The sequence below is a fragment of the Halalkalibacter hemicellulosilyticusJCM 9152 genome, from assembly GCF_000513115.1.
GTDB lineage: Bacteria > Bacillota > Bacilli > Bacillales > Bacillaceae_D > Halalkalibacter > Halalkalibacter hemicellulosilyticus.
This window is the reverse complement of record NZ_BAUU01000003.1, coordinates 99,029-111,336: the sequence shown is the minus strand read 5'-3', so window position 1 is coordinate 111,336 and position 12,308 is coordinate 99,029. Positions and strand designations below refer to the sequence as shown.

Below are 12,308 nucleotides of genomic sequence, written 5' to 3'. Positions count from 1 at the left end.
ATCACCTACTCCGCCATTCTTATGTTAGATAAAGGCCAGAAAACAATATTAGCCCTCCCAATTACTTCATCCATATGAATCGTGCCAATATCTCGGCTGTCTTTGCTTCGGCGACGATTGTCTCCTAACACAAAAACTTGGTCTTCAGGAACAATAATCGCCTCAAAATCATGAGTAAGATTCTCAGAAGAGTAACTCGTTCTTAGCTCATCTAAATAAACCTCAGCAACTTCTTCTCCGTTTACATATAATATATCGTTCTCAAATTTAATTTCATCACCAGGTAAGCCAATAATTCTCTTTATGTAATCTTTTCCTGCTGGAGCGTGAAACACAATAATATCAAATCGGTTCGGATCACTAAATGTGTACGCCATTTTATTAACAATCATTCGATCACCATGTTCCAATGTGGGTACCATCGACTCTCCATCGACAATCACCGGCGCAAATAAAAATTGTCGAATGATAAACGCAATCGCAAAAGCAATAAGTATTGCTTTTATCCACTCCCATGATTCTTTTTTTCCTGCTTTTTCTTCCTCTATTAAGGTTTCTTCACTCATAAAGGCGCCCTCCATTTTCTAACTAACAAGCTTTAGTTTATCATACCTTTATGAAAATCTCATGCCAAAAATAAGACTTGTCATGGATTTTAAAGATACCTATATAAAAATGAAAAGAGGGTGTTCAAAACAAGGCTAGCACCTCATATGAACACCCTCAACTCAATTATTTCTTCTACATGCTACTTAACGAATTTCTTTAATACGAGCCGCTTTACCGCGTAGGTACGTAAGTAATAAAGCTTAGCACGACGTACTTTACCGCGACGCTTCACTTCGATCTTATCGATCTTAGGTGAATGTAATGGGAATGTACGCTCAACACCTACACCATAAGAAATCTTACGTACAGTGAATGTTTCACTAATACCAGTACCACGACGTTTAATGACGACACCTTCAAAAAGCTGAATACGCTCACGAGTTCCCTCTACTACCTTAACGTGAACGGTTAACGTATCACCAGCACGGAACGTTGGAATGTCATTACGTAATTGTTCATTCGTAATTTCTCGGATAATGTTGTTCATAACTTCCACTCCTTCCTTACAGATGCTCTTATCAGTCGAACCTGCAGCGGAACATCGTAATTACGGGCAATTAGCCACAAGCCTTATAATACCATAGCATTCATAACTTCTCAAGATGATTCATCTTTTTTTTGTGAAAATTCACGTATCCATTTCTTTTCTTCATCATTTAGCTGCTTCCCCTTTAGTAAATCAGGGCGACGGCTCCATGTTCTCTTCAATGCTTCTTTTCTACGCCACTCCTCAATTCGTTCATGATGACCTGAAAGTAATATATCCGGGACTACCTTCCCACGAAATTTAGCTGGTCTTGTATATTGGGGGTGTTCCAATAACCCCGTTGAAAAAGAATCTAGCAAAGCTGAATTGGCATTTCCTAACACCCCAGGTAATAATCGAACAATGCTATCTGTCATAGCCATTGCTCCGATCTCACCACCCGTTAAGACATAATCACCTATCGAAATGTCTTCATCTACTAGATGCTCTCTGATTCGCTCATCATACCCTTCATAATGACCACAAATAAAAATCAAATGCTCTTTTTGCGTTAATTGTTCTGCTTTTGCCTGTGTATATGGCTCTCCTTGTGGGCAAAGAAGAACGACGTGAGGGTGCTCATACTCAGATGCTTGCTTCACATGCTCGATTGCATCAAAAATAGCTGCGGTTTAAGTACCATTCCAGCACCTCCGCCATAAGGATAATCATCCACTTTTTGATGTTTATCATTGGCAAATTGACGATAATTAATCGTATTTAATGAAACAATTCCAGCCTGCTGTGCTTTTTTCAAAATCGATGTTTCAAACACCCCATCAAACATTTCAGGAAATAGCGTTAAAATGTCAATCTTCATTCAAGTAACCCTTCCATTAAATGAATCGTTATCTTTTTATCCGCTATGGAAATGTCTTTAACAACATCATCAATAAAGGGGATCAAAATGTCCTTGCCACCACTACTTCTTTGAACAACCCAAACATCATTCGCTCCCGTTTGAACAATTTCCTTTACCTTCCTATCGTTGCTCCTTGATCTGTCATAATGCTACAACCGATGATTTCATAATAGTAATACTCATCCTCATCAAGATCTGTTAAATACTGACTAGACACATATAATGTACACCCTTTAAATTTTTCGACATCATTTATCGAGGAGTAGCCTTCAAATTGAAGTAAATCAAACTGCTTATGTATGCGATGATGACTAACTGTTACGCTTACTTCCTCATTCGTCTGTAAGCGTATCATTAGTTCAGAACCTACCGCATATCTTTCATCACTGAAATCAGTTGATGAAATAACCCGCACTTCGCCCCTAACTCCATGGGTATTAACGACTTTGCCTACTCGAAACCAATCCTCAGCCATCACTTACCCTCCTTATTCGTAAGTATTGTATATTCCTCACTAAATGGATAATATATTTGTTTAAATCAATCATGATGTAACAACAGACACATCTTGTTATTTTAAGCTAAATTCAAAGACTATATTCTTAATTTGTACAAAAGGAGGTTGAGGCAAAAGTGTTTTCATAAATAAGAACCCGAATAAATACATGGCGGTGTAAATAAGACACTCCTAAAAATATAACTTCGCTTTCCGCGGGAAGCTGACGAGCCTCTTCATGCTACGCGAGGCCACTGAAAAAGTTTAGTTTTAACTTTTTCAGTGGCTTTCTTTACATCCCGCAGGAATCTTCGCATATGTCATTCGCTTCGTTCGCCCATTGTTCGAATCTTCAATTTAACACTTTCGTTATGTCCCAGCCTCAATATGTACAGAAAATGGGTGAGGATCCCCTCACCCATTACTTGCACATTACTATTCCATGATGTCTAATTGAACACGCTTATACGATGAAGGTGCTGCATAGAGAATCGTACGAATGGCTTTAGCTGTTCGTCCTTGCTTCCCTATTACTTTCCCAATATCCTCGCGATGGACATACAATTGCAACCGCAACGTCTGTCCTTCCGTGACTTCTTCAATCCGAATATCTTCTGGATGATCGACAATTGCTTTCACCATATGTTCTAGTAACGCTCTCATTAGATTCTCCTTTTCGAAGAATTACTTTTGGTTTTTGGCATTATGAAGCTTTTCCATTAAACCAGCATTTGAAAACAGGTTACGCACTGTATCAGAAGGCTTTGCACCTTTTAACATCCATTCAAGTGCTTTTTCCTCTTCAAGATCAACCTTTGCTGGCTGTGTTAATGGATTATACGTTCCAATTTCTTCAATGAAACGTCCATCACGTGGTGAACGTGAATCTGCTACTACTACACGATAAAATGGGGCCTTTTTTGAACCCATGCGCTTTAAACGAATTTTTACTGCCATTCGTTAAACACCTCCACTAAAATTTAAAATATATGATCAATTTTTATCACATACCACCGTACATGATAAAAAAGGATTTAACTAAAAAGGTAACTTGAATCCACCAAGACCTTTGCCTTTTTTCTTCCCTTTCCCTGAAGACATATTGGTCATTTGCTTCATCATCTTCTTCATATCTTCGAATTGTTTTAATAGTCGGTTTACATCTTGAATAGACGTTCCACTTCCTTTAGCAATTCGTCTCCTTCTACTTGCATTAATGATAGAAGGCTCTTGCTTTTCCTTTGTCGTCATTGAACGAACAATGGCTTCAACTTTCCCAACCTGCTTTTCATCAACTTGTAAATCTTTCATTCCCTTTTTGTTCATTCCAGGCATCATATTGAGAAGTTCATCTAATGGCCCCATATTACGCACTTGATCTAGTTGCTCGAGAAAGTCTTCGAACGTAAAATCCATCGTTCTCATTTTCTTTTCAAGTTGCTTTGCCTTTTCTTCATCAATATTTGTTTGAGCCTTCTCAATGAGTGAAAGGACATCTCCCATACCAAGAATACGGGAAGCCATACGTTCAGGGTGGAACGGTTCAAGTTGATCAATCTTCTCACCCATACCAGCAAATTTAATTGGTGTGTTCGTAACAGCCTTAACAGAAATCGCTGCCCCTCCACGAGTGTCACCGTCCAATTTGGTTAACACTACTCCAGTCACATCCAATTGTTCATTGAAGCTCTCAGCTACATTAACTGCATCTTGCCCTGTCATTGCATCGACAACAAGTAGAATCTCATCAGGACTAGCTATTTCTTTTACTTGCTGCAATTCTTGCATTAACTCTTCATCTACGTGTAAACGACCAGCTGTATCAATAATGACATAATCATGATGATCTTCTTTTGCTTTATCAATTGCTTGCTTAGCAATCTCAACAGGACTAACTTGATCACCTAGGTTGAACACAGGCATGTTAAGCTGCTTTCCTAGCGTCTCTAGCTGTTTAATTGCTGCTGGCCGATAAATATCAGCGGCAACTAATAATGGCTTACGGTTATGGTTTTTACGTAAATGGTTCGCTAACTTAGCTGTCGTTGTTGTCTTACCAGCACCTTGTAAACCAACCATCATTACAACCGTCGGGGATTTAGATGAAACGGCAATCTTACTCTGTTCTCCCCCCATCAATGCTGTTAATTCTTCATTAACAACCTTAATGACTTGCTGTCCTGGCGTTAAGCTCTTCATCACTTCTTGTCCAAGAGCTTTTTCACGTACACTTGCTATGAATTGCTTTACTACTTTAAAGTTAACATCCGCTTCTAGCAAGGCTAAGCGAACTTCACGCATCATTTCTTTAACGTCTTGTTCACTAACTTTTCCTTTACCACGTATTTTCGTTAACGTTCCTTGCAATCGCTCCGCTAAACCTTCAAATGCCATGTTGTCGCCTCCTAGTCTAATTTCTCAAGAGTGTCAAGCAGTGACAGAACCTCTTCAGGAGTCGCTTTTTGATGAATCAATGTTCGTAACCTCGCCATAAGATCTGTACGCTGCTCAAATTTGAACAAGAGCTTAAGCTTATTCTCATATCCTTCAAGCATCGCTTCTGTTCGTTTAATATTATCGTAAACAGCTTGGCGACTAACGTCAAATTCTTCAGCAATTTCACCTAAAGAGAAATCATCTAGGTAGTAAAGTGACATATACTTACGTTGCTTCTGTGTTAGTAACGACTGATAAAAATCAAACAAATAGTTCATTCGGAGCGTCTTATCTAACACATCATCAACCCCTTGTTAAGTGATTTCCCTTTACGAATCATTATCTTACACGAATGAAAAGTATGTGTCAAGTTTTTTTCTTAACAAGTACTATTTCCCTTCTTGATCCTGCTCTTCAATCACTTCTTTAAACAGGCCATACACAAACTGTTCCGCATTAAAAGCTTGCAGATCGTCAACCTTTTCACCTAATCCAACAAACTTCACTGGAATATCTAGCTCATGTCGGATCGCTAGTACAATTCCACCTTTTGCTGTACCATCTAGCTTTGTCAAAACAATGCCTGTAACATTTGTTGCGGCGCTGAATGATTTTGCCTGTGAAAGAGCATTCTGCCCTGTTGTCGCATCCAATACGAGTAGCACTTCATGAGGAGCACCAGGAACCTCTCTTTCGATCACGCGTTTCACCTTTGCTAGTTCGTTCATTAAATTCACTTTATTTTGTAACCTTCCAGCAGTATCACAAAGTAAGACATCAATATTTCTTGCCTTTGCCGCTTGTAGAGCATCATACATGACAGCAGCTGGATCAGACCCTTCCTGGTGCTTTATAACATCAACACCTACACGTTCTCCCCACACTTCAAGCTGTTCAATCGCTCCAGCTCTAAACGTATCACCCGCTGCAAGTAAAACTGATTTCCCTTCTTCTTTCAATTGGTTCGCTAACTTCCCAATTGTTGTCGTTTTACCTACACCATTTACTCCAACAAAGAGGATGACACTCATGCCATTTTCATTTAATTGTAACGCCGTTTCATCTTGCTTCTCTAATAAACCTGCTAGCTTTTCTGAAATAATCGGTTGAATATCCTTTGTATCTTTAATGTTTTGAAGTCTAACCTCGTCCTTGATCTCATCAATTAAATCCATCACTGTTGTTACACCAACATCTGATTCAATTAAAATCTCTTCTAGCTCTTCAAAGAACTCCTCATCTACTTTGCGATAGCGTGAAACGAGCTCATTCATTTTACCGACGACCGAATCTCTTGTCTTTTCTAATCCTTCTTTAAACTTGTCTGTCACGTCTACTGTTTGGTTGGTTATTTTTTCTTTCAGTTTTTTAAAGAAACTCATGTGCTCACACCTAACTTTCTATTAATTCTTTCGTTTCCTCCAGCCGGACAGAAACGAGCTTTGAAACACCTGATTCTTCCATTGTCACACCGTAGAGAACATCTGCTTCTTCCATTGTCCCGCTTCGATGTGTAATAACAATGAATTGAGTCGCTTCACTAAATTCCTTTAAAAATTGTGCAAATCTACTGACATTTGCTTCATCTAATGCTGCTTCTACCTCATCAAGAACACAAAACGGAACAGGCCGTACACGTAGTATCGCAAAAAGTAATGCGATCGCTGTCAATGAACGTTCTCCTCCTGAAAGCAAACCTAAGTTTTGCATTTTTTTTCCTGGTGGCCGTGCCATAATTTCAACACCTGTATCAAGTAGGTTGTCTGGCTCTGTTAGAACTAAATCGGCTTCACCACCACCAAATAGCTTTTTGTATATCACTTGAAAATGTGAGCGAATATGAACATACGTATCGTAAAATCGTTTCGTCATTTCTTGATCCATTTCAGTAATAACCGTATGCAGTGTCTCTTTAGCTTCCTGCAAATCCTTTTGCTGTGTCGTAAGAAAATCATAGCGTTCACTCACACGTTCATATTCCTCAATTGCACCAATGTTTACTGTACCTAATTCATCAATAGACCGCTTCATTAACCTTACCTTCGTCTTCGCTTCATTGGCATCAATTGTAAGCTGATAGGCCTGTTGTGCAGCTTCAAAGGAAAGCTCGTATTCCTCCTGGAGAGAAGATAAGCGATTATCTAGATCGACATCCATTCGATTAACCTTTACTTCAATCGACGTACATTCATTGCTAACAGCAGACTGTAATTGTTGTTTTTCCTTTTGCGCTTGTTCTACTTGTACTAATCGCTGCTCTTGCTGTTCTCTTTCTTCGCGCAATGATGTAATTTGTACAGTTAATTCTTGCTTTTTTAGCCTGCTTTCACTAATCATTTCATTAATGTGATCTTCCCCATTCGTACGGTCAGACATTTCATGAAGTAAATCTTTATATTGATCATTAAGGTCACGATATTCACTCTCAAATTGTTCTTTCATCGTCCCCCAATAATCGACCTGTGACGAAATCGCTTGGTATTGTTCTTTTATACGCGCAAGTTCAATTTTTCCAGTCGTTAATTGTTCTTGTAATGTTTCCTCAGATTCTTTTTGTTCTTTTTGTTTTCGCTCTAATGCCTTTACCGTTTGTTCTAATTGCTGACCTTTCTCTACCATAACGTCATAGGTTGAGTTTAACGTTTGAATCCGTTCAGTCATTTGACTGATCTCATTCGTAAAGCTATCTTTTTCTCGATCGAAGCGTGTAAATTGATCTTTTGTCAATTCCAACTCTCGCTCAATGACTGTAACGTGAGATTTCATCTCCTGCCATTCTTGCCTAATGGTCTCTCCGCTTCCTCTTAATGATTCTCGTTTCTCCATTAATTGTTGAGAAACATTTTTTAACTCCTTCACTTCCTTTTCTAATGAATCGGCGACTTTCTTTAGATCTGAAAGCTTATTTTGTAAATCTTCTAGTTCTCGTTTACGACCAAGAAGTGGTGTTTGCTTTTGTTTCACTGCCCCCCCGGTCATCGAACCACCTGTATTAACAACATCTCCTTCTAATGTCACGACACGAAAGCGATGTCCAATCCTCTTGGCTAACTCATTAGCAGCCTGTAAATCTTCAGCAATAATAACATTGCCGAGCAGATGCTCTAATACAGGTCGAAATCGCTCATCCGAACGTATAAGACTTGCTGCAACACCTAAGAAGCCTGAATGTTCACTCAAAGCCTGTACTTGGGCTGCTGGTATCGTCCTTGCCTTTAATACAGGTAAAGGTAAAAATGTCGCTCGTCCAATTCGGTTCAGTTTTAAATATTGAATCGCCTTTCGTGCATTCTCTTCACTATCAACAACAATATGTTGTGTTGCTCCACCTAATGCAATTTCGATCGCCGTTTCATATTGCTTCGGCACACGTAATAATTCAGCAACAGCCCCGAGTATCCCTGTCAATTTACCATTTCGTTCCTTTAGGATTTCCTTAACACCATGAAAAAAACCAGAAAAGTCCGATTGCATTTCCTCCAATACATCTGCACGTGATTGGAGCTTTTGCTGAAGCTGAAAGGTTTCATACAGCTTTGATTCTTTCTGTTGATACATCGACTCCTGCTTTTCAGCTTGACTCGAAATTCGCCGATATTCGTCCGTTATTCGCTCCAACTCTCGTTGCTTAACCGACTCTTTGTGCTTAGCTTCCTCAAGCTCATTTAGCCACTTTTGATGAACTTGAACAATATCTTCATTTTCTGTTAACAAACGTTGTTGCTTCTTTTTTTGATGATCAATTTGTTCTTCTAAGTAACGTTTTTCATTACGAATACTCGCTTGTTCATTCAAAACTTCTATATAGTCTGATTTTAATTGATCCATTTCCTCTTCTAAATCGGTTGCAGAACGATTAGCAAGCTGCTCCTTTTCTGAAACAGTACGCTTAAATTCATTTAAACGAGATCGAATTTCTTGCTCTTTCTTCTGCTCTTCTTCGAACTTTTTTTGTGCTGACTCTAATTGCTCTTTCTTTTCAGCAATCGATTTCTCTAACTGCTCTTTATGTTGTGATGCATTTTTCCGTCGTTCTTTTAATACTTCTTTACGACCTTCATTTTTCTCTAACTCTTCACTAGAATGAAGGAGTTCATCCTGCATATTAGATAGACGTTGACTCATATTACTTAAGTTCTCACGTACCTTAAGACGCTGCTCTTCTAAATCAGTCAACTCTTCATTTAGATGTTGAAGTTTCTCCGTCTCTGTCGCCAGTTGTTCTTTTTTTAATAGCCAATTCTCATGTAATTGCTCAATTTCAAACACCATTAAGGCAATATCTATTTCTTTTAATTCCTCTTTAATCGCTAAATATTCCTTCGCAAGTGAAGCTTGTTCCTTTAATGGCTCCACTTGCGACTCAAGCTCATGGAGAATATCCTCCACACGAAGTAAATTATCTTGTGTCTCGGTTAAACGTTTCTCGGCTTTGACTTTTCTCGTTTTATATTTCAAAAACGCCGGCGGCTTCTTCAAAAATGACACGACGATCTTCAGGCTTATTGCTTAAAATTTCTTCTATTTTCCCTTGGCCAATGATTGAATAGGCTTCCTTTCCAAGTCCAGAATCAAGGAACAAATCAACAATATCCTTTAAACGACAAATCTGCTTATTAATAAAATACTCACTATCACCCGACCGATAAACCCGCCTCGTTACACTGACTTCACTATAATCGATCGCTATGTATTGATCCTCATTGTCTAGTATTAAGCTCACTTCAGCATAGTTTAGTGGTTTACGACTATCACTTCCAGCAAAAATGATATCCTCCATTTTTGCTCCTCTTAATGACTTCGCCGATTGTTCCCCAAGAACCCAGCGTATACTATCTGAAATATTACTTTTCCCACTTCCATTTGGTCCAACGACTGCCGTTACACCTGGAACAAAATCAATATTCATTTTTTCAGCAAATGATTTAAATCCGACGACCTCTAGTCGTTTGAGGAACATAGTCTTCTCCTCCTAACTATGTATGACAACTAAATAATTTTATCATATTAACAAAAGAATTGACATATAGAGGTTGTTCAAAATGGACGGTTTTTCCCTTTTTGAACATCCTCTAGGCAATGAGTGTAGTCGCTACATCGTTTAAAGTCTTGTGGTGAGTGTTTTTTTCGCCACAAGACGAGTAGCAAACGAAGCCATTGCTTGTCAAATCAAAGATACTGAAAAAGTTGATTTTTACTTTTTTAGTGGCCTCATAAACCCGAACTTTTTCACTACCTTCTTTTTCAATGTAAATTGGATTTAGAGAGGACAAAGTGGAATAGCTATGGTACGATGAAATCACTAGAAATGAGGAGTGAGATCATGAATTTAGATACTCAATCGAGAGAAAACATTGAATTTATGCTTGACTCAATTAAAGACAAGCTACAAATTGTAAATGCTAGCGCATTAAATTCAAAAAACTTCGACACTGAGCAATATGACGATTTACGTGATATTTATGAGCATGTCAAAAAACAGTCTAGTTTTTCAGTAAGTGAATTGGATGCAATCGTTACTGAATTAGGACAACTACGAAAATAATGCAAGTTATTGTTAGGAGAGGCTGGGACAAAAGTATCCAAGCCTCTATTTAGCATTTTTCTTTGTTTTTAAAATGCTCCATAAACACCCCATTGAAATGATCAGACTTTTATTTAATTGTACTCGTTTCATGGTAAAATAAATTTGGGACAATAATTGAACAGTTACAACAAGTATATAGGTCTGTTATTTATACTGGAGGATGTAGCAATGGAAAATTTGGATTTCAAAAAAAAGTTAACGATTATGGTCGCTGTCATGTCTGCCCTTCTTTTTGCTGCTTTAAACATGACAATTATAGGAACGTCATTACCTAAAATTGTTGCTGATATTGGTGGAATGGATTTTTATAGTTGGGTGTTCACGATTTATATGTTAACAGCTAGTACAACCGCTATACTAGTTGGTAAATTATCTGATATTTATGGTCGCAAGCCATTTATTTTAACTGGTATTGCCATCTTTACAATTGGTGGCTTACTAAGTGGCTTTTCAAATACGATTATTCAACTCATTATTTTCAGAGGCATTCAAGGTTTTGGTGGAGGCATGATTATGTCATCTGCTTTTACGACAATTGGAGACTTATTTTCACCTCGTGAACGAGGTCGCTGGCAAGGATTAATGGGTGGTGTATTTGGAGTTTCTAGTTTAATTGGTCCAACATTAGGTGGTGTCATTGTCGATAACCTTAATTGGTCATGGGTATTCTGGATTTTTCTACCTGTTGGTGTTTTTGCATTCTTGATGATTCTCAGACTGTACCCTCAAGTTGAGAAAAAAGCAGGCGAGAAAATTGATTATTTCGGATCAATAACATTAGCTGTGGCTATCCTTTCATTATTGCTAGCAGTCAGCTGGGGAGGGAACGATTACGGTTGGACTTCCATTCAAGTCATAAGTATGTTCCTAGTATTCTTCGTATCATTCTCACTTTTTCTATGGATAGAGCAACATGTACCAAGTCCTGTTGTTCCTCTCAACTTATTTAAAAATCGTATCGTTTCTGTTTCGAATTTAGTTTCTTTTTTATCAGGGGTTGGTATGTTTGGAGTCATTATGTACGTTCCTTTTTTCGTTCAAGGGGTTTTAGGACGCTCAGCTACAGTTTCTGGATTAACCGAAATCGCTATGACTCTGTCGATGGTCGCCTTCAGTACAATTGCCGGGCAGCTCATTACGAAAACTGGGAAATATAAACACTTTGCTTTAATTGGTTTTCTACTATTTTCTATTGGCCTTTTTCTTAATTCCACTTTATCAACTGAAAGCTCACTAATTACACTCATTTTTTACTTAATGATTTGTGGTATAGGCCTTGGTTTAACGATGCCGATTTTTACTTTAACCGTGCAAAACGCAGTCGAACATCGATATTTAGGTGTCGTAACAGCAACTTCTCAACTTTCTAGACAAATGGGAGGAACAATTGGCGTCGCTTTACTTGGTACGATTTTAAATGCTCGTATGGGAAAACAATTAAACGAAATGAGTATCCCAACTTCATTAGAGGGAATGTCTATTGATCCCTCTCAGCTAATGAACCCTAGCTTATTAATGGAACCAGGAGAAGTTGAATTAATCCGAAGTCATGTACCGCATGAGTCCATCGCTATCTTTGATCAACTTCTCTCTTCCTTACAAGAAATGTTAAGTGCTTCTTTATCCTCTGTATTTCTTACAGCATCCATTATAATAGGCTTAGCCTTAATCGTGACAGGCTTCTTAAAAGAAATCCCACTTCGAGAATCGAATGAAGAAAAGTCGATGTGATGATAGCTACACTAGCTACTCACATCGACTTTTTTAATCGTCGCGATCACGATCAGACTTT

At 38.3% G+C, this 12,308-nt stretch carries 8 protein-coding genes and 4 pseudogenes; 2 read left to right on the top strand and 10 right to left on the bottom strand.

Annotated elements, in window-relative coordinates; all coding sequences use genetic code 11:
- Positions 1 to 5 precede the first annotated feature (5 nt).
- The 10 genes and pseudogenes from lepB to smc all read right to left on the bottom strand — a co-directional run bounded on the left by lepB (position 6) and on the right by smc (position 9,889).
- A complete protein-coding gene (lepB, locus tag JCM9152_RS02605; protein WP_148296418.1) occupies positions 6 to 566 on the bottom strand; it encodes a signal peptidase I in 561 nt (186 codons plus the stop codon).
- Between the two features lie 186 nt (positions 567 to 752).
- A pseudogene (gene rplS / locus JCM9152_RS02600) lies at positions 753 to 1,096 on the bottom strand (50S ribosomal protein L19).
- 110 nt (positions 1,097 to 1,206) lie between these two features.
- Positions 1,207 to 1,955: pseudogene (gene trmD / locus JCM9152_RS02595) on the bottom strand (tRNA (guanosine(37)-N1)-methyltransferase TrmD).
- Positions 1,952 to 2,472: pseudogene (gene rimM, locus JCM9152_RS02590) on the bottom strand (ribosome maturation factor RimM). The pseudogenes trmD and rimM overlap by 4 nt, the downstream one beginning before the upstream one ends.
- Positions 2,473 to 2,928: 456 nt before the next feature.
- Entirely contained in the window at positions 2,929 to 3,156 is a 228-nt protein-coding gene (locus JCM9152_RS02585; RefSeq protein WP_035340538.1) for a KH domain-containing protein, read from the bottom strand.
- 21 nt (positions 3,157 to 3,177) lie between these two features.
- On the bottom strand, positions 3,178 to 3,450 hold the full coding sequence (gene rpsP / locus JCM9152_RS02580) for a 30S ribosomal protein S16 (RefSeq protein ID WP_035340536.1): 273 nt from the start codon (positions 3,448 to 3,450) through the stop codon (positions 3,178 to 3,180).
- An 81-nt stretch (positions 3,451 to 3,531) separates the two neighbouring features.
- A complete protein-coding gene (gene ffh, locus JCM9152_RS02575; protein WP_035340534.1) occupies positions 3,532 to 4,887 on the bottom strand; it encodes a signal recognition particle protein in 1,356 nt (451 codons plus the stop codon).
- Positions 4,888 to 4,898: 11 nt separating this feature from the next.
- On the bottom strand, positions 4,899 to 5,207 hold the full coding sequence (locus tag JCM9152_RS02570) for a putative DNA-binding protein (protein WP_439644187.1): 309 nt from the start codon (positions 5,205 to 5,207) through the stop codon (positions 4,899 to 4,901).
- 111 nt (positions 5,208 to 5,318) lie between these two features.
- Positions 5,319 to 6,311 (bottom strand): signal recognition particle-docking protein FtsY, encoded by a 993-nt coding sequence (gene ftsY / locus JCM9152_RS02565; protein ID WP_035340530.1) that lies wholly within the window; start codon positions 6,309 to 6,311, stop codon positions 5,319 to 5,321.
- A gap of 10 nt (positions 6,312 to 6,321) precedes the next feature.
- A pseudogene (gene smc, locus JCM9152_RS02560) lies at positions 6,322 to 9,889 on the bottom strand (chromosome segregation protein SMC).
- Positions 9,890 to 10,252: 363 nt separating this feature from the next.
- Here smc and JCM9152_RS02555 point away from each other — a divergent pair.
- Together JCM9152_RS02555 and JCM9152_RS02550 are read left to right on the top strand one after the other, a co-directional pair.
- A complete protein-coding gene (locus JCM9152_RS02555; protein WP_035340528.1) occupies positions 10,253 to 10,474 on the top strand; it encodes a DUF1128 domain-containing protein in 222 nt (73 codons plus the stop codon).
- A gap of 210 nt (positions 10,475 to 10,684) precedes the next feature.
- A complete protein-coding gene (locus JCM9152_RS02550) occupies positions 10,685 to 12,247 on the top strand; it encodes an MDR family MFS transporter (RefSeq protein WP_035340526.1) in 1,563 nt (520 codons plus the stop codon).
- Positions 12,248 to 12,308 lie beyond the last annotated feature (61 nt).

Excerpts from the sequence above, each read along its gene's own strand:
- lepB (WP_148296418.1), bottom strand. The coding sequence starts at position 566 with ATGAGTGAAGAAACCTTAATAGAGGAAGAAAAAGCAGGAAAAAAAGAA.
- JCM9152_RS02585 (WP_035340538.1), bottom strand. The coding sequence starts at position 3,156 with ATGAGAGCGTTACTAGAACATATGGTGAAAGCAATTGTCGATCATCCA.
- rpsP (WP_035340536.1), bottom strand. The coding sequence starts at position 3,450 with ATGGCAGTAAAAATTCGTTTAAAGCGCATGGGTTCAAAAAAGGCCCCA.
- ffh (WP_035340534.1), bottom strand. The coding sequence starts at position 4,887 with ATGGCATTTGAAGGTTTAGCGGAGCGATTGCAAGGAACGTTAACGAAA.
- JCM9152_RS02570 (WP_439644187.1), bottom strand. The coding sequence starts at position 5,207 with ATGAACTATTTGTTTGATTTTTATCAGTCGTTACTAACACAGAAGCAA.
- ftsY (WP_035340530.1), bottom strand. The coding sequence starts at position 6,311 with ATGAGTTTCTTTAAAAAACTGAAAGAAAAAATAACCAACCAAACAGTA.
- JCM9152_RS02555 (WP_035340528.1), top strand. The coding sequence starts at position 10,253 with ATGAATTTAGATACTCAATCGAGAGAAAACATTGAATTTATGCTTGAC.
- JCM9152_RS02550 (WP_035340526.1), top strand. The coding sequence starts at position 10,685 with ATGGAAAATTTGGATTTCAAAAAAAAGTTAACGATTATGGTCGCTGTC.